11 protein-coding genes are annotated in these 17,997 nt (G+C 69.2%); 7 read left to right on the top strand and 4 right to left on the bottom strand.

All coding sequences use genetic code 11. The features are described 5' to 3' along the window. Window positions 1–91: 91 nt before the first annotated feature. The gene (locus ACNFIA_RS06065; protein WP_416783450.1) at window positions 92–709 is read right to left on the bottom strand and encodes a glutathione S-transferase; all 618 of its coding nucleotides are present in this window, start codon (window positions 707–709) and stop codon (window positions 92–94) included. A gap of 127 nt (window positions 710–836) precedes the next feature. On the opposite strand from ACNFIA_RS06065, the gene ACNFIA_RS06060 reads away from it, so the two are divergent. After that, complete coding sequence (locus tag ACNFIA_RS06060; protein ID WP_416783448.1) at window positions 837–1,727, top strand: LysR substrate-binding domain-containing protein; 891 nt, start codon at window positions 837–839, stop codon at window positions 1,725–1,727. Window positions 1,728–1,816: 89 nt separating this feature from the next. On the opposite strand, the gene ppk2 is transcribed toward ACNFIA_RS06060, so the two are convergent. After that, the gene (gene ppk2 / locus ACNFIA_RS06055; protein WP_416783447.1) at window positions 1,817–2,635 is read right to left on the bottom strand and encodes a polyphosphate kinase 2; all 819 of its coding nucleotides are present in this window, start codon (window positions 2,633–2,635) and stop codon (window positions 1,817–1,819) included. 226 nt (window positions 2,636–2,861) lie between these two features. Between ppk2 and ACNFIA_RS06050 the strand changes: the two genes are divergently transcribed. The 4 genes from ACNFIA_RS06050 to recD all read left to right on the top strand — a co-directional run bounded on the left by ACNFIA_RS06050 (window position 2,862) and on the right by recD (window position 12,983). Then, window positions 2,862–3,698 carry a VirK/YbjX family protein gene (locus tag ACNFIA_RS06050; RefSeq protein WP_259759460.1) on the top strand — a complete coding sequence of 279 codons (837 nt, stop codon included), beginning with the start codon at window positions 2,862–2,864 and terminating at the stop codon, window positions 3,696–3,698. Window positions 3,699–3,802: 104 nt separating this feature from the next. Further along, window positions 3,803–7,270, top strand: a complete 3,468-nt coding sequence (gene recC / locus ACNFIA_RS06045) for an exodeoxyribonuclease V subunit gamma (RefSeq protein WP_416783445.1) — start codon at window positions 3,803–3,805, stop codon at window positions 7,268–7,270. Continuing rightward, complete coding sequence (gene recB, locus ACNFIA_RS06040; RefSeq protein ID WP_416783443.1) at window positions 7,267–10,959, top strand: exodeoxyribonuclease V subunit beta; 3,693 nt, start codon at window positions 7,267–7,269, stop codon at window positions 10,957–10,959. The genes recC and recB overlap by 4 nt, the downstream gene beginning before the upstream one ends. Next, entirely contained in the window at window positions 10,956–12,983 is a 2,028-nt protein-coding gene (recD, locus tag ACNFIA_RS06035) for an exodeoxyribonuclease V subunit alpha (protein ID WP_416783441.1), read from the top strand. The genes recB and recD overlap by 4 nt, the downstream gene beginning before the upstream one ends. 45 nt (window positions 12,984–13,028) lie before the next feature. Here recD and ACNFIA_RS06030 read toward each other — a convergent pair whose 3' ends face one another. Together ACNFIA_RS06030 and vapB are read right to left on the bottom strand one after the other, a co-directional pair. Next, the gene (locus ACNFIA_RS06030) at window positions 13,029–13,442 is read right to left on the bottom strand and encodes a type II toxin-antitoxin system VapC family toxin (protein WP_416783736.1); all 414 of its coding nucleotides are present in this window, start codon (window positions 13,440–13,442) and stop codon (window positions 13,029–13,031) included. Window positions 13,443–13,466: 24 nt separating this feature from the next. Continuing rightward, on the bottom strand, window positions 13,467–13,715 hold the full coding sequence (vapB, locus tag ACNFIA_RS06025) for a type II toxin-antitoxin system VapB family antitoxin (RefSeq protein WP_416783439.1): 249 nt from the start codon (window positions 13,713–13,715) through the stop codon (window positions 13,467–13,469). A gap of 168 nt (window positions 13,716–13,883) precedes the next feature. Between vapB and ACNFIA_RS06020 the strand changes: the two genes are divergently transcribed. Together ACNFIA_RS06020 and ACNFIA_RS06015 are read left to right on the top strand one after the other, a co-directional pair. Beyond that, on the top strand, window positions 13,884–16,730 hold the full coding sequence (locus ACNFIA_RS06020) for an ATP-binding protein (protein WP_416783437.1): 2,847 nt from the start codon (window positions 13,884–13,886) through the stop codon (window positions 16,728–16,730). Beyond that, window positions 16,709–17,905 (top strand): EAL domain-containing protein, encoded by a 1,197-nt coding sequence (locus tag ACNFIA_RS06015; RefSeq protein ID WP_416783435.1) that lies wholly within the window; start codon window positions 16,709–16,711, stop codon window positions 17,903–17,905. Before ACNFIA_RS06020 ends, ACNFIA_RS06015 begins: the two co-directional genes overlap by 22 nt. Window positions 17,906–17,997: the final 92 nt, after the last annotated feature.

Raw genomic sequence — 17,997 nt, 5'->3', positions numbered from 1 at the left:
GAGGGCGGCGGCCGGGTTCGTGAGCTCGCTCCTGCAAAGGGCCGGCCGCCGAGGCACGGACCAGTAGGAGCGAGCTTGCTCGCGAACCGCATCACACCGGCGGAAACGCCTTGAAGACGTCCAGCGCCTCGGCCTGCTCCGTCCAGTCGGCCACGGCCGGGTAGCTGTCCGCCGGAATGTCTTCCGAATGCAGCAACTGCACGAAGGTCCAGGCCACGGCGATGCTCACGCCGGCCTGGTCCAGCGGGGCGCCGGCGTCCAGCGACATCTCTCGCAATTCGCTTTCCAACTGCGCCAGGCCGGCGTGCAGTTGCTGGTCGACCCGTTCCTGCCAACTGGCCAGCTGCTTGTCCTGCGGCCGCTGCTGCTCGTAGTAGCGCTGTACGGCCTTTTCCATCACCGCCAGGGCCAGGCCCAGGAGCCGCATGGCGCGCAGTCGCGCGGCCGGTGCGGCCGGCATCAGGCTGCGCCCGGCGAGGTGTTCGAGGTAGTCGATGATCAGTGTGGAGTCCATCAGCACCTGGCCGTCGCCCAGCACCAGGGTTGGCGCCTTCACTACCGGGTTGATGCCGCGAAACTCCTCGTACGTGCGAAATACCGACAGCGATTGGTGGCTGAATTCGATACCGAGCAGGCGCAGGGTGATGGCGACACGGCGCACATAGGGTGAGTCGAGCATGCCGATCAGGTGCGGAAGCTTCTGTTGCATGGGGGCGTCCTGTTAGTGGAAATTGCAGGGGGCTGGCGCAGTTTTCCGCGTGGTGGCCATGAATCTAGCGGCTTTGGTCGCTGGGAAATAGCGACGATTAGTGACCGATTCAGTTAGGAAAACTTACATGAGCGCATTGCCGCCACTCTCCGCCCTGCGCAGTTTCGAGGCCGTGGCCCGGCTCGGCAGCGTGACGCTGGCGGCCAGCGAGCTGCACGTCACCCACTCGGCGATCAGCCAGCAGGTGCGCCAGCTGGAAAGCCTGCTCGGCATCACCCTGCTGCTGCGCGAAGGCCGGGGGCTGCGCCTGAGCGAGGAGGGGCGGCTGTACGCCCTGCAGATCCGCGCGTCGCTGCGGGACATCGCCGAGGCCACCCGGCTGGCGAAGGCGCGTCCCGGCGAGGACGAACTGGTGGTGGCGCTCACCCCGTCCTTCGGCCAGAAGTGGCTGCTGCCGCGCCTGCCGTCCTTCCGGGCGAGTTATCCACAGTACCGCCTGCGCCTGCTCGCCAGCCTGGAGGTGATGGACCTGCGCCAGGGCCTGGCCGACGTGGCCGTGCGCATCGGCCAGGGGCACTGGGAAGGATTGGCGCAGCAGCGCCTGTTCGACGACGAGGTGGTGGTGGTCGCCGCGCCGGACTTCAACGGCGGCCGGCTGCCGCGCAGCCCTGCGGAAATCCTCCGTTGCCCGCGCGTGACCGGATTCGAGTCCTGGCTCGGCTGGTGCCAGGCGGCCGGCGTGGCCGTGCCGCACGAGCCGGCAGCGTTCGTGGTGAACGATTCCAACCTGAGCATCGAGGCGATCCGCATGGGCCAGGGCATTGGCCTGGAGCGCCGCAGCCTGGTGGCCGGCGCGCTGCAACGCGGCGAACTGGTGGCGCTGAGCGACCTGCGCGTGCCCTACGGTTTTCCTTACTGGCTGGTGTGGCCCGAGCGCGAGGCGACCCAGGCCAAGGTCGCGGCCTTTGCCGGGTGGCTGACGAATGAGGTGAAGGCCTATCTGCACGCTATCGAATGAGGGACAGCGCCACGCAGGCGCAGGATGTCCAGGCAGACGCGGCAGTAGCGACCCGATCCAGGGCCGGCAGGGGCCGGCCCCGGTGAGCCTCAATAGGCTTCTTCGATGTAGTGGACGGGGTAGTCCGGACTCTTGTACTTGCCGATCTTGCCGCGCTTGGGCAGCTTGACTTCCTCGCGCGGGAGATCCTTGTACGGCACGTGCTTGAGGATGTGGTTGATCACGTTCAGGCGCACGCGCTTCTTGTCCTCGGACGGCGCCACTATCCACGGCGCCCAAGGCGAGTCGGTGGAGGCGAACATCAGGTCGCGGGCGCGGGTGTAATCGTCCCAGCGGGTGAACGATTTCACGTCCATCGGCGACAGCTTCCAGATCTTGCGGCCGTCAGTGATGCGGTCCTTCAGGCGGCGCTCCTGCTCCTCGGGGCTGACCTCCAGCCAGAACTTCAGCAGGATGATCCCCGACTCGGTGAGCATCCGCTCGAACAGTGGGGTCACGGCGAGGAACTTGTCGGCCTGCTCCTCGGTGCAGAAGCCCATCACCCGCTCGACGCCGGCGCGGTTGTACCAGCTGCGGTCGAAGATCACCACCTCGCCGGCGGACGGCAGGTGCTTGATGTAGCGCTGGGCGTAGAGCTGGGATTTCTCCCGCTCGGTCGGCGTGGGCAGCGCCACCACGCGGAATACCCGCGGGCTGACGCGCTCGGTGATGGCCTTGATGGTGCCGCCCTTGCCGGCGCCGTCGCGGCCCTCGAAGACGATGCAGACCTTCAGGCCTTTCTCCACCACCCACCGCTGCAGCTTGACCAACTCCACCGAGAGCTTGCGCAGGTGCTCCTCGTACTCCTTGTTCTTCATCTTCCCGGTCTGTTCGGCGGCCGGGTTCTTTGCCTTGCTCTTCTTGCCCATCATTTCCTCCATGGCTGGCCTGGGACGGCCGTGAAATCAGCATAGCCGCTGACCAGCAGAACGAATGCCCTGGCAACGGGCTTTCGAACATGTGGGAGAGCGACTGCCAGTTCCTGAGGGGCCGGTCGCAAAACGCGCAACAGCCGCCCGCCTTGGGAGGCCTTAAGCCTTCCACAAGGTGCCGCCAGCACCCTGTTGCCGTCTCGTTTGCCACCCTGTGACCTTCATGCATCTGCGCTCTCTGCGAAACGCCGCCCAGAAAGTGGTGGCCCTGATTACCGCCCCTCGTTTGCATTGGCTGTGGTCGCGCCAGCGGGAGCGCTATCCGGCGCTGAATGCCTCCTACAAGGGGCAATTGATTCCTGCTCGCCGCCACCGCAAGACCTACCTGTGCCGCCACTGGAGCATCGCCCGCCGCCTGCGCGCGCTGCACGAGCATTACCGGCAAATGGACCAGTTGCCGGCGGCCTGGTCGCAGCGCCTGCTCCGCCACCTGGGCATCGCCTTGTGCGACGTTGAGCTCAAGGGTGGCGAGTGGCTGCACCTGTCGCTGGAACCTTCGGAGTTCGCCAAGGAGGGGGAGTTGGGTCTGTTCCTGCGCGACGCTGCCGGTGAGCGCCTGTACTCCCTGAGCTTCTGCCTGGGCAAGGCCTGCATCATGATCGGGGGCCTGCAGGGGCCGCGCCCGAGCGTCGAGGAAGGCATGGTCAAATGGCTGGGCAAGGAGATGCACGGCCTGCGGCCGAAGAACCTGTTGATCTCCGCGCTGTACGAATTGGCACGGTGCCTCGGATGTCCACTGATCCTGGGCATCAGCGACGCGGCGCACAGCTGCTCCGACAAGCTGCGTTCCAGCTATGACACCTTCTGGCAGGAGCTGCACGGGGTGGCTCATGAGCAGCACTGGTATCGCCTGCCCGAATGCGAGCCCGCTCGTGATATTGCCGAAGTAAAGAGCCAGCGGCGCAGCGAATTTCGGCGCCGCGAGGCCTTGCGTGACGCCGCGCTCGCGCAGATCCGTGAGGCCTGGGCGCTCGACCGGGCTGCACAAGGCACCCGCTGAGCGCGGCGGCCCCGTCGTAAAAGGCTATCCCGTTCGGTCCCGTTTTGGTGAAATGCCCGTCGTACTTCGCGGGCAACGGCTGCTCGCCCGACCCTGGAGACACGATGACCGAGCAGCGACTGACCCCCGGCCTGATGGTGATCCACGGCAACCATCCGGAAGCGCTGCGCGACCTGCTGGTTCAGTGGATGAGCCTGCACCCGCTGGCGCCGCTGGAGAACGAGGTCATCCTGGTGCAGAGCAACGGCATCGCCCAGTGGCTGAAGCTGGCGCTGGGGCGCGATGTGGCGGAGGGCGGCTGCGGCGTCACCGCGGCCGTGGATGTGCAGTTGCCCGCGCAGTTTCTCTGGCGCGCCTATCGCGGCGCGCTGGGGCGCGACGAAATTCCCGAGGTCTCGGTGCTCGACAAGGGCCCGCTGACCTGGCGCCTGATGCGCCTGCTGCCGACGCTGCTGGAACGGGACGAGTTCGCCACCCTGCAGCGCTTCCTTGCCGACGACGCCGACCTGCGCAAGCGCCATCAACTGGCCGAACGCCTGGCTGACCTGTTCGACCAGTACCAGGTTTATCGCGCCGACTGGCTGGAGGACTGGAGCCGCGGCGTCGACCAGCTGCGCCTGGCCAACGGCAGCGTGCGCGAACTGGACGCCGACAACCGCTGGCAGGCCGCGCTGTGGCGCGCGCTGCTCGAGGATGTCGGCCCCGAAGGGCTGGCCACCAGCCGGGCCGGCGTGCACGGGCGCTTCATCGAGCGGCTGAAGGGCGCCGAGCAGCCGCTGCCCAACCTGCCGCGCCGTGTCGTCGTGTTCGGCATCTCCGCGATGCCCGCGCAGACCGTGGAGGCCCTTGCCGTGCTGGCACGCCACGCCCAGGTGCTGTTGTGCGTGCACAACCCCTGCCGCCACCACTGGGCCGACATCGTTGCCGACAAGGACCTGCTGCGCCACGAATACCGCCGCCAGCGCCGCCGCGCCGGCACCCCCGAGCTGCTCAGCGACGACCAGCAGCACCAGTACGCCCAGCCCCTGCTGGCGGCCTGGGGCAAGCAGGGCCGCGACTACATCAACCTGCTCGACCAGTACGACGACCCGGAAAGCTATCGCGCGCGCCTGGGCGCCGTGAGCAACGGGCGCATCGACCTGTTCAGCGAGGTGGAGCCGACCAGCCTGCTCGGCCAGCTGCAGGACGACATCCTCGAGCTGCGGCCGCTCGACGAAACCCGCGAACACTGGCCGGCGGTGGACCCGCAGGTCGACGACTCGGTGCGCTTCCACGTGGCCCACAGCGCCCAGCGCGAAGTGGAAATCCTCCACGACCAGCTGCTCGCGCGCTTCGACGCCGACCCCACGCTGCGGCCGCGCGACGTGATCGTCATGGTGCCGGACATCAACCCCTACGCGCCGCACATCGAAGCCGTGTTCGGCCAGATCGCCCGTGACGACAAGCGCTTCATCCCCTACACCCTGGCCGACCAGGGCCAGCGCGGCCGCGAGCCGTTGCTGGTGGCGCTGGAGCACCTGCTGCGGCTGCCCGACAGCCGTTTCGCGGTGAGCGAAATCCTCGACCTGCTGGACGTTGCCGCGCTGCGCGCGCGCTTCGGCCTGGCCGACGCCGACCTGCCGCTGCTGCGCCGCTGGATCGACGGCGCCGGCGTACGCTGGGGCCTCGACGGCCAGCAGCGCGAGCGCCTGGGGCTGCCCGCCGCCGCCGAAGCCAACAGCTGGCGCTTCGGCCTGCGACGCATGCTGCTGGGCTTCGCGGTGGGCGAGGGCGAGGCCTTCCAGGGCATCCAGCCCTACGCGGAAATCGGCGGTCTCGACGCCGCCGCCCTCGGCCCGCTGGCCGGGCTGCTCGGCGCGCTGGAAAATGCCTGCGAACTGCTCGCCGAGGAGACCGATGCGAGCACCTGGGTGCAGCGCCTGCGCCGCCTGCTGGACGACTTCTTCCTGGTCACCGACGACCACGACGAGCTGCTCCGCCAGCACCTGCTGAACCTGCTCGAAGGCTGGCTGGAAACCTGCGGCCACGCCGGCTTCACGGACCCGCTGCCACTCTCGGTGGTGCGTGAGGCCTGGCTCGGCGGCCTGGATGCCGGCGGCCTGAACCAGCGTTTCCTCGCCGGTGCGGTGAGCTTCTGCACGCTGATGCCGATGCGCGCGATTCCCTTCCAGCTGGTCTGCCTGCTGGGGATGAACGATGGCGACTACCCGCGCCCGCAATCGCCGCTGGACTTCGACCTGATGCGCAACGACTACCGTCCCGGCGACCGTTCGCGGCGCGAGGACGACCGCTACCTGCTGCTCGAGGCGCTGCTCTCGGCGCGCCGCCAGCTCTACGTCAGCTGGGTGGGGCGGAGCATCCGTGACAACAGCGAGCGTCCGCCGTCGGTGCTGATCGGCCAACTGCGTGATCACCTCGCCGCCGGCTGGCGCAGCGCCGATGGCGGCGACCTGCTGCACGCGCTGACCCTGGAGCACCCGCTGCAACCCTTCAGCCGCGCCTATTTCGAGGCGCCTGCGGCGCACGGCATCGATGGCCTCTACACCTATGCCCGTGAGTGGCGCGACGTGCACCGGGAGCATGCCGCCGCGACGACCGAGGCCGCGCTCCCGCCCCTCGTGCTGGATGCACCCATCGGCCTGCGCGTGCTCGCCGACTTCCTCGCCAACCCGGTCGGTGCATTCTTCCTGCAGCGCCTGAAGGTGCGCTTCGGCGAGGAGCAACTCATCGGCCAGGACGAAGAACCGTTCGAGCTGAACGGCCTGGACGTGTGGCAGTTGCAGTTCGAACTCTGCGAGCGCCTGCGCCCCTGGGTGGAGCAGCACTGGCAGGGCGAACAACTGGCGGCGCAGCTCACCGCCCAGGTCGAACGTCTGCGCCGCGAGGGCCGGCTGCCGCTGGCGGCCTTCGGCGACTTTTCCGCCCAGGCGCTGGTGGCGCCGCTGCACGACCTGCTGGCGCGCTACCGCGAGCAACTGGAGCATTGGTCGCAGGTGGAGGACGAGCAGCGCGAACTGAGCCACGTACATGGCGGCGTCGAACTGGCCGACTGGCTCGGCGGCCTGCGCCGCAATGCCGACGGCCAGCTCGCCAGCCTGCTACTGGTCAGCGGCAAGCTGCACGAAGGCAAGGGCTACAAATGGCATGGCCTGGTGCGCCCGTGGGTGCGCCATCTCGCCTTGCAACTGTGCGGCGAACCGGTGACCAGCGTGCTGGTCGGCCTGACCGGCACGCTGGAGTTCCCGCCGTTGCCGGCGCAGGACGCGCGCGCCGAACTGGATGCGCTGATGCAGGCGTGGTTTGAGGGCATGGGCCGTCCGTTGCCGGTGGCGTGCAAGGCGGCCTTCGCCTGGCTCGCCGCCGGAGACGACGAAGAGCGTGCCGCCCGCGAAGCCGCCAAGCGCTATGACGGCGGCTTCAACCTGAGCGGCGAGGCGTCGTCGTCGGCGGCGCTGGCGCGGGTCTATCCCGACTTCGCCGCGCTCACTGCCAGCGGTGAATTCGGCGCCTGGGCCGAAGCGCTGTACGGGCCGCTATTCTCGATTGTGCAGCGCAAGGAGCAGGACGCATGAGCGCCGTCGCACAAGCGTTGAATCCCCTCGAGTTCCCGCTGCACGGCAGCCGGCTGATCGAGGCCAGCGCCGGTACCGGCAAGACCTTCACCATCGCCTTGCTCTACGTGCGCCTGGTGCTGGACCACGGCGGTGAGCAGGCAGCGTTCGGCCGGCCGCTGAGCCCGCCGGAAATCCTCGTGGTGACCTTCACCGAAGCCGCGACCCAGGAGCTGCGCGAGCGTATCCGCGCGCGCCTGGGCGAGGCGGCGCGCTGCTTCGCCGAGCCCGGGCAGAAACACGACGGCCTGCTGGTGACGCTGCGCGACAGCTACGCCCCCGAGCGCTGGCCCGGCTGTGCACGCCTGCTGCGCCTGGCCGCCGAGTGGATGGACGAGGCGGCCGTCTCCACCATCCACAGCTGGTGCTACCGCATGCTGCGCGAGCACGCCTTCGACAGCGGCAGCCTGTTCACCCAGGACCTCGCCGCCGACCAGAGCGAACTGCTCGCCGAAGCCGTACGCGACTACTGGCGGCGCAACTTCTATCCGCTGGGCGTGGCCGCGGCCAATGCCGTGCGCCACTGCTACGCCGGCCCCGAAGCCCTGGCCCGCGCGCTGCAACCGCTGCTGGCGGCGCAGGAAGCCGGCTTCCGCTATGCCGACCAGCCGCTGACGGCGCCGGCCTCGCTGGCCGAGCTGCTGGAGGCCACCGGCCAGTTCTACGACGACCTCGCGGCCGCCGAAGCTCGCGCCCGCGAAGCCTGGGCGGCGGACCGCGAAGGCGTCGCCGAACTGCTGCGCAACCTGCGCGGCGACCTCAACGGCAACAGCTATCGCGGCAAGGATGACGACGCGGTGTTCGCCGGCTGGATCGACGCGCTGGATGCCTGGAGCGAGGGCGCGGACGCGCCGGACAACCTGGCGAAGTTCGGCCAGACGCGGATCAAGGTGAAAGCCAAGGCCGTGGTGCCGGAACACCCGGCGCTGCTGGCCATCGACGCCTGGGTCGAGCGCGCCGAAGGGCGCCCGGACATCGCCCCGCAACTGCTGCTGCACGCGCTGGGCGAAGTGCGGCACACCCTCGAAGTGGAAAAGCAGAAGCGCGCCGAACTGGGCTTCGACGACCTGCTGGTGCGCCTCGACCGCGCGCTGGCCGGCAGCGGCGGCGAGCGCCTGGCCGAGCGCATCCGCGAGCAGTTCCCGGTCGCCCTGATCGACGAATTCCAGGACACCGACCCGCTGCAGTACCGCATCTTCGAGCGCGTCTACCGCATCGGCGAGAACCCGAGGAACCTCGGCCTGTTCATGATCGGCGACCCCAAGCAGGCGATCTACGCCTTCCGTGGCGCCGACATCCACACCTACCTGCGCGCCCGCGCCGCCACCGCCGGGCGGCATTACACGCTGGGCACTAACTTCCGCTCGACCCTGGCCATGGTCAAGGCGGCCAACCGCTGCTTCCTGTTCGCCGAAAGCCACCCGCGCGGGGCCTTCCGCTTCGCCGTGGAGGGCCAGGACAACCCCGTGCCCTTCCTCGACGTGGGCGCGCGCGGGCGCGATGAAGCGCTGCTGCTCGAAGGCAGCGAAGCGCCGGCCATGACCTTCTGGCAGCTGGACAACGAGGGCCAGGTCTGCGGCTCCACCCTGTATCGCCAGGAAATGGCCGCGCGCACGGCCAGCGCCATCCAGCGCTGGCTGAGCTCCGCGCAGAGCGGCTTCCGCACGGCCGATGGCCAATGGCGCGCGCTGCGCCCCGCGGATATCGCCATCCTCGTGCGCGGCCGCAGCGAGGCTGAAGCGGTGCGCGGCGAACTGGCGAAGCGCCGGCTCGCCAGCGTCTACCTGTCCGACCGTGATTCGGTGTTCGACAGCGCCGAAGCCATCGACCTTCTGCACTGGCTGCGCGCCTGTGCCGACCCCGGCGATGACGGCGCCCTGCGCATCGCCCTGGCCACCCGCAGCCTGGCGCTGGACTGGGCGACCCTGGAGCGGCTGAACCAGGACGAGCGCTTCTGGGAAGACATGGTCCTGCGCTTCCGCGATTACCGGGTGCTCTGGCAGCAGCAGGGCGTGCTGCCGATGCTGCGCCGCCTGCTCGCCGACTTCGCCCTGCCGGCGCGCCTGCTGCGCGAAACCGACGGCGAGCGCAGCCTGACCAACTTGCTGCACCTGGCCGAATGGCTGCAGCGCGAGGCCGTTGAAGTGGACGGCGAGCACGCCTTGCTGCGGGTGCTCGCCGAACAGCTGGAGAATCCCTCCAGCGAGGAAATCCTGCGCCTGGAAAGCGATGCCGACCTGATCAAGGTGGTGACCATCCACAAGTCCAAGGGCCTCGAATACCCGCTGGTGCTGCTGCCTTTCATCTGCACCTGGCGCGAGCTGGACGGCAAGAGCGGCACGCCGCCGAGCTTCCAGTCCGGCGAGGCACGCGTGGTGGAACTGTCCCGCGACAAGGAGCTGGCCAAGGCGGCCTTCCAGCAGGCCAACGACGAGCGCCTGAGCGAGGACATGCGCCTGCTCTACGTGGCCCTGACCCGCGCGCGCCATGCTGTCTGGCTGGGCATGGCGCCGCTGGTGATGAGCAACAGCAAGAACCCCGAACTGCACAAGGGCGCCATGGGCTACCTGCTCGGTGGCGGCAATGCGCTGAGCGTCGAGGACGTGACCGCGCGGCTGGGCGACCTGCAGGCCGGCCTTGCGGAAATCGTCCTGCAGCCGGCACCGGACATCGGCACGGACCTGTTCGTCGGTGTGCAACGCGGTGAGCTGGGCGCCGCGCGGGAGCCGCGCCGCCGCGTGGCGGAGAAATGGTGGATCGCCAGCTATTCCGCGCTGGCGAACCTGGCCACCGAGGGGGCCGAGGAGGGCGACAGCGACATCGCCCCGGCGCCGGCCGCCGACGAACCCATCAGCGCCGACGAAGACCTGCTGCGCGAAAGCAGCCTGGAAGAACAGCGGGTGCTCGAGGCCGTGCCCGCGCCCTTCAGCCTGCACGCCTTCCCGCGCGGCGCGAACCCCGGCAGCTTCCTCCATGGGTTGCTGGAGTGGGCCGCCGACGAGGGCTTCAACGCCGACGACGACACGTTGCGCGACCAGGTCGCCCGGCGCTGCGCCGTGCGCGGCTGGGACGAGTGGATCGAGCCGCTCGCCGGTTGGCTCGGCCAGTACCTGCGCACGGCATTCCGTGTGCCCGACGCGGCGCCGGTCAGCCTCGCCGGGCTGACCACCTTCCAGAAGGAAATGGAGTTCTGGTTCGCCACCCGCCATGTCGATACCCAACGCCTGGACGCCGCCGTGATCCGCCATACCCTCGGCGGCGCGCCTCGGCCGACATTGCAGGCGAACCAGCTCAACGGCATGCTCAAGGGCTTCATCGACCTGGTGTTCGAGCACGAAGGGCGCTACTACGTGGCCGACTACAAGTCCAACTGGCTGGGCGCCGACGACGAGGCCTACACCGCCACGGCGCTGCGCGAGGCCTTGCTGGAGCATCGCTACGACCTGCAGTACGCGCTCTACCTGTTCGCCCTGCATCGGCTGTTGCAGGCGCGCCTGCCCGGCTACGACTACGACCGCCACATCGGAGGCGCGATGTACCTGTTCCTGCGCGGCAGTGCCTCGGCAACCCAGGGCATGTTTCTGGAGCGGCCGCCCAAGGCGCTGATGGACGAGCTGGACCGGCTGTTCCGAGCGCAGGTGACCGCATGAAGAGCACCACCCAGATGCTCGACCTGATCGGCCGCTGGGCCGAGCGCGGCTGGCTGCGCGAGCTGGACCGCGCCTTCGCGATCTTCCTGGTGGAGCGCGCGCCGGATGCCAACCCGCTGCTGATTCTCGCCGCCGCCCTGGCCAGTCACCAGCTCGGCCGTGGGCACGTCTGCCTCGACCTGGAAGCGACCCTGGCCGACAGCCGCTTCGCCCTGTCCCTGCCGCCGGAAGGCGACTCGGCCAAGGATGCCCCGGAGCTGCCCGGCGTGCTGCTGGACGGCTTCGACCTCGACGGCTGGCGCGCCGTGCTCCGCGACCCGCGGCTGGTCGGCGACGGCCCCGGCGACACGCCCCTGGTGCTGGCCGGCCGACGCTTGTACCTGCGTCGCTATTGGCAGTACGAGCGCGACGTGCGCGCCGGCATCGATCAACGTCTGCAGCAGGGCGATGCGCTGCGTGCCGCGCTGCCCGCCGCGCCCCTGCGCCGGGCGCTGGATGCGCTGTTCCCGAAGAAGCCCGGCGCGCCGGCCGACTGGCAGAAGCTCGCCTGCGCACTGGTCGCGGGCAACGCCTTCGGCATCGTCACCGGCGGCCCCGGCACCGGCAAGACGACCACCGTGGTGAAACTGCTGGCACTGCTGCAAAGCCTGGCGCTGGAGGAGGGCGGCCGACCGCTGCGTATCCGCCTCGCCGCGCCCACCGGCAAGGCAGCGGCGCGCCTCAACGAATCGATTTCCGGCGCGGTGAAGGGCCTGAAGCTGGACGCGCTGCCCGATGGCGAAGCCGTGCGCCAGGAGATCCCCACCGACGTCACCACGCTGCACCGCCTGCTCGGCAGCCGGCCGGACAGCCGCCAGTTCCGCCACCACGCCGGCAACCCGCTGGCGCTGGAGCTGCTGGTGGTGGACGAAGCCTCGATGGTCGACCTGGAGATGATGGCCTCGCTGCTCGCCGCCTTGCCGCCGCGTGCGCGATTGATCCTGCTCGGCGACAAGGACCAGTTGGCCTCGGTGGAAGCCGGCGCGGTGCTGGGCGAGCTGTGCAGCCGCGCCCGCGAAGGCCATTACCGCCCGACCACCCGCGACTGGCTGGAGGCCGTGACCGGTGAGCGGATCGATCCGGTGCTGCTGGACGAACAGGGCAGCGACCTCGACCAGGCCGTGGCCATGCTCCGCCACAGCCACCGTTTCAGCGCCGCCAGCGGGATCGGCCAACTGGCCGAAGCGGTCAACGCCGGCGATATCCCGGCCTTGCGCCAAGTGTGGAAGGCGCAGCACGAAGACCTCGCCCGCATCGCCGTGGACGCCCAGGACACCCGCCGCCTGCGCGACCTGGTGATCGACGGCGGGCGCGGTGGCGACCTGTTCGGGCCGGTGGGGTACGCCCACTACCTGCGCGTGGTGAGCGGTGGCCGCCCGGCGGACGACGCCGACCAGGCCGCGCTGGACGGCTGGGCCAGGCAGGTGCTGCACGCCCACGGCCAGTTCCAGCTGCTCTGCGCGCTGCGTCGCGGGCCCTGGGGGGTGGAGGGGTTGAACAGCCTGATCGGCGAGCTGCTGCAGCGCGAAGGGTTGATCCCCTCGGCGAGCGGCTGGTTCGCCGGCCGCCCGGTGCTGGTCACCCGCAACGACTACGGCCTGGGCCTGATGAATGGCGACATCGGTATCACCCTGGCGCTGCCGCAGGCGGCCGACGACGGCACGGTGCGTTGGGTGGCGCGCGTGGCCTTCCCGGCCGGCGACGGCACCGATGCCATCCGCTGGATCCTCCCCAGCCGCCTGCAAGCGGTGGAAACCGTGTTCGCCATGACCGTGCACAAGTCCCAGGGCTCGGAATTCACCCACGCCGCGCTGCTGCTGCCCGACAGCCTCAACCCCATCCTCACCCGCGAGCTGGTCTACACCGGCATCACTCGCGCGCGCCAATGGTTCACCCTGGCCAGCGCCGGGCGCGGCTGGCAGGTGCTGGAAGCGGCGACGGAGCGGCGGGTGCAGCGGGCGAGCGGGTTGCTGGATCGGTCGTGAGGTAGCAACGCTGGCCGGGGCGACCCATGGCGCCATGAGGCTCCGTCAGGTCGGCTGATCTCTGCACCAGTCCTCGACGAGCAGCCCCGGTACCCGACAAAACTCGCGGGTGTTGTTGGTCACGACGGTGCATTGGGTCGCCAGCGCATGCCCGGCGATGCCCGTGTCGTTCGGGCCGATAGGCGTCCCCGCGTCGAGCAGTTGCCGCATCAGCTTCGCGGAGGCATCCACGGCGTCGCTATCCCAGGGCAGCACGTCATCCAGACGCTGAACCAGCGCGTCGATCCATGCCGTCACTGCTCGGGGGGCTTTGGGCGATGCCGCGCCGTAGCGCAGCTCCGCATAGGTGATGGCCGAGATCACCAGCCGATTGCCGGCTTCTGCCGCCTCCTGCAGACGCTGCAGAACCTGCGGTGGGTTCTTGCGCATGATGAACGAACAGATGTTGGTATCCAGCATGTAGGTCACGGGAGCCGCCACAGGTCACTCCTCGTCGTCGCTGAAATCGACCCGGCCGGGTTCGATTACCGTGGGCCGATCGGACAGGATGTCGGCATCGATGGGCTCAAGGTCGGCCAGGCTGCTCCAGGTGGGGCGGGCCGGACGTAGCGTCAGGGTGTCGCCTTCACGGGTCATCACCAACTCGGTCACGCCCTTGAACTCCATGTCCCGGGGAATTCGGACGGCCTGGTTCTTGCCATTGCGGAACAGGGAAACGGTGGTGGTCGGCACGGTGCACCTCCTGGTCAAGGGAACGAAACCTGAGGTCCACAGTTTAACATATGCCAGGCATATGTCTGCATCAGGAGTGTGGAGCCGCGACGGGTGCCAGCCCGCATTTCCCCACTTTTTAGATTTGTCTGATGTCCGCCTGGCAAGCTTTTCGCCAGGCTGGCGGCCATGAAACTCAAGCAGTTCCTTCGTCGTCAGGATTCATCCTTTTCCACCCCGAAGGCGGCCCGAAAGCTCCTTCGTCTGCTGGCCTGGGTGGTGATCGCCTGTCTGTTCTTCACCCTGGGCCTGTTCCTCGCCGCGAGTTTCAACAGCGAAGTGTCGCAGCTGCGACGGCAGATGAATGCCGCCATGTACGAGGCCCAGGACTACCTCGGCCAACGCGAATCACTGCTGGAGCACCTCAGCCGCGGCGTCACCTGGAGGGCCCGCGAGCCGTTACTGCAATGGCGCCAGCTGAGCGTGCCGGTGCCGCCCCATGAGCAGGTCTTCGTCACCCTTGGCGAGCCGGATTCCAACTGGAGCCTGGCGCTGTCCGGCCGCGACCTGTCGGAGCTGGAAGCCAAGCGGCTGAACCTGATCTACGTATCGCCCGCGGGGGACCGGGTCGTCACCCGCCTGTACGGGGCGCCGGCGCTCAACGCCGTGGTGCCGCCCGCGGTCCTCGAAGCACTCGGGCAACCCGGCACGCCGAAGGAAGAGCAGCAGGTGCGCTGGCTCGCCGACCCGACCGACCCGCAGGCGCGGCAGTACCTGTTCACCCGCGTGACCCGCGAACAGGACAACGGCTGGCTGGGCCTGGAATTGTACGGCGCCGACCTCGCCGCCGCCCTGGGCGTGCCCGAGGCCGGGCGCTTCCTGCTGCTGGACCGCGAGCACCGGGCGATCCTCGGCAGCGCGGTCACGCCGCAGCTCGGCCTGCAGTTCAGCGACCTCTGGCAGGGCGACCACTTCGCCTTCAGCGGCCCCGGCCTGCTGCCCAGCCACCTGGCGCTGCTCAAGCACCTGGGGAGCTCCGACTGGTCGCTGATCTACTACTTCAACCTGGCCGAACTGCTGGTGCCGATGTGGCCGCGGGTGCTGGCCTCGCTGCTGTTCCTGCTGGGCTGTTCGCTGCTGGTCTGGGGCATGTGCCGGCGCATCGACCGCCGGTTGATCGGCCCGGCGCAGCACCGTCTGGACGCCCTGGTGGAGAACGAGGGCTTCTCCCGCGCCATGATCCAGACCGCCCCGGTGGCGCTGTGCGTTCTGCGTCGCAGCGATGCCGAGGTGGTGCTGGAGAACCGTCTCGCCCAGCAGTGGCTCGGCACGGGCGACGAGCGCCGCTACTGGAGCCACGGCTGGCTGGAGCGCGGCTTCAACAGTGGCGAGGAGGGCGGCTGCGAGGAGGTGGAAACCCACACCGGCCGGCACCTCTACCTGAGCTACACGCCCACCCGCTACAAAGGCGAGGAAGTGCTTTGCTGCGCCTTCAGCGACATCAGCGCGCGCAAGCAGACCGAAGCGGCGCTGGCCGAAGCCAAGCGCCTGTCCGACGCCGCCAACGAGGCCAAGACGCTGTTCCTGGCGACCATGAGCCACGAGATCCGCACCCCGCTGTATGGCGTGCTCGGCACCCTCGAACTGCTTGGCCGCACCGCCCTGGACCACCAGCAGTCGGGCTACCTGCGCGCCATCCAGCGCTCCTCCTCGACCCTGCTGCAATTGATCAGCGACGTGCTCGACGTCTCGAAGATCGAGGTCGGCCAACTGGGCCTGGAACCGGTGGAGTTCTCCCCGCTGGAGCTGAGCCTAGACAGCGTCCAGGCCTACGCCGCCGCGGCCCGCGCCAAGGGCCTGCAGATCTACGCCTGCTGCGACCCGCAGATGCCCGAGCGGATGCTGGGCGACGCCGTGCGCATCCGCCAGATCCTCAACAACCTGCTGAGCAATGCGGTGAAGTTCACCGACAGCGGGCGCATCGTCCTGCGCGTTCGCGCAGAGCCGGGCGAGGACGGGCAGGACACCCTGCACTGGCAGGTGGCGGACACCGGCATCGGTATTCCCGAGGACCAGCAGGCGAACCTCTTCGACGCCTTCTACCAGGTCTCCGGCCAGGCGCGCATGGCCGGCGGCACCGGCCTCGGCCTGTCGATCTGCAAGCGCCTCACCGAACTGATGGGCGGGCGCCTGCGGGTGGTCAGCGACGTTGGCCTGGGCAGCAGCTTCTCCGTCAGCCTGCCGCTGCACTGCGTGGACCGGCATCCCCCCGGCGAGCCCCGGCTGAGCAACGCCATGGTCTGGGTGCATGCGCCCAACCGCGAGCTGGCCGAATGCCTGTGCGGCTGGATCACCCGCTGGGGCGCGCGCGCCCAGGTGGTGGCGTGCGATCAGCCGGTCGAGGACGACGCCACCAGTGTGCTGGTGGACCTGCGCGTCAATCCCCATGACCGCACGCCGCTGCCCGCCTGGCGGGGTTGCCGGGTGCTGATCAGCGACCTGGGCGGCGAGCTGCCGCGCCAGGAGGGCTGCGACTGGCACGTGGGGCGCTACAACCTCGAAGGACTGCGCCGCGCCCTGGCCTCCGCGCAGGGCTGCGTCGGCGGCGAAGCCGCGCGCCTGCACGAGTCACTGCCCGATATCGGCCTCGGCCTGCGCGTGCTGCTGGTGGAGGACAACCCGATCAACCAGCTGATCCTGCGTGACCAGCTGGAGACGCTCGGCTGCACCGTCGAACTTGCCAGCGACGGCCGGCAGGCACTCGCCCGCTGGCAGCCGGAGTCCTTCGACGTGGTGCTCACCGACGTCAACATGCCCCACCTCAACGGCTACGAACTGGCCCGGGCGCTGCGCCAGCGCGGCTACCGCGGGCCGATCATCGGCGCCACCGCCAACGCCATGCACGAGGAAAACGACCGTTGCCTCGCCGCCGGCATGAACCTCTGCCTGCTCAAGCCGGTGGACCTGCGCACCCTGCGCCACTGCCTGACCAGCCTGCCCGCGGAGGTGCCGCCATGCGACATCAGCGAATCCTGATCGTCGAAGACCAACCCTTCCAGCGCGAGTACCTGCTCAACCTGTTCCGCGAGCAGGGCGTGCTGGAACTGCGCGCCGCCGAGGACGGCGCCGAGGCGCTGCGCTGGCTGGCGCGGGAGCGTTTCGACCTGGTGGTCAGCGATCTGATGATGCCCGGCCTCGATGGTGTGCAGCTGATCCAGCGGCTCGCCGCGCTGAGCGATCCGCCGCTGCTGGCGATCATGAGTTCGGCGTCGCGCCCGTTGATGGGCAGCGCCTGCATGGTCGCCCGCGCCCATGGCATCACCGTGCTCGAACAGATCGCCAAGCCGGCTCGTGCGCCGGTGATCCGCCGCCTGCTGGAGAAGCTCGTCGCACGCCAGGAGCGCGCCGAGCAGCGGCGTGCGCCGGTCATCCCGACGCCGACCCGCGAAGCGCTGGAAGAAGCCCTGGCGCAAGGCCAGTTCCGCGCCTGGTTCCAGCCCAAGGCCTCGCTGATCGACGGCCGCATCGTCGCGGCCGAAGCCCTGGTGCGCTGGCAACATCCGGTCCACGGCGTGCTGTATCCGGGGAGCTTCATGCCGGCGCTGACCGCCGCCGGGCTGGACGAGGCATTGCTGTGGGCGGTGCTTGGTCAGGCGTTGCAGGCCCAGGCCAACTGGAGCCAGCTCGGCTTTCACCTGTCGGTGGCGGTGAGCCTGCCGACCCATCTGCTGGACGATGCCGAGCTGCCGGATCGCCTCGCCGCCTTCGTCGCCACCCAGGGCGGCGTGCCGGCGCACATCGTTTTCGAACTGCTCGAATGCAGCAGCACGGCGACGCCGGCCAACTACTACGCCGGCACCTGCCGCCTGCGCATGAAGGGTTTCGGCCTGGCCCAGGACGATTTCGGCCAGGGCTACAGCTCGCTGTACAACCTGGTCTCCACGCCGTTCACGGAGCTGAAGATCGACCGCGCGCTGGTGCACGGTTGCGTGGACGACGAAGGCCTGGCGGCAGCGCTGGAGAGCATCGTCAAGCTCGGCAGGCAATTGGGTCTGGAGGTGATCGCCGAGGGCGTCGAGCACCCCGAGGAGCTGGCGCTGCTGCGCCGCCTGCGTTGCGATTGCGCCCAGGGCTTCCTCATCTCCGAGGCGGTGCCGCCGGACGTGTTCACCCGCCAGCTGCTGCAGGAGCGCGCCGCCATGGCTCATTGATCCATGGCAGACAGATCGCAGATGCCACGGCGCTCGTCGGCGCGGCATCCGCCCGCAGGTCGCCTAATTCGTTACTCACATCTACAGTTCGC

Source organism: Pseudomonas sp. NY15437, from assembly GCF_048068435.1.
In the GTDB taxonomy this organism is placed as follows: domain Bacteria; phylum Pseudomonadota; class Gammaproteobacteria; order Pseudomonadales; family Pseudomonadaceae; genus Pseudomonas; species Pseudomonas nitroreducens_B.
The sequence above is the reverse complement of the archived record's forward strand: the minus strand, read 5'-3'. Positions and strand labels throughout refer to the sequence as shown.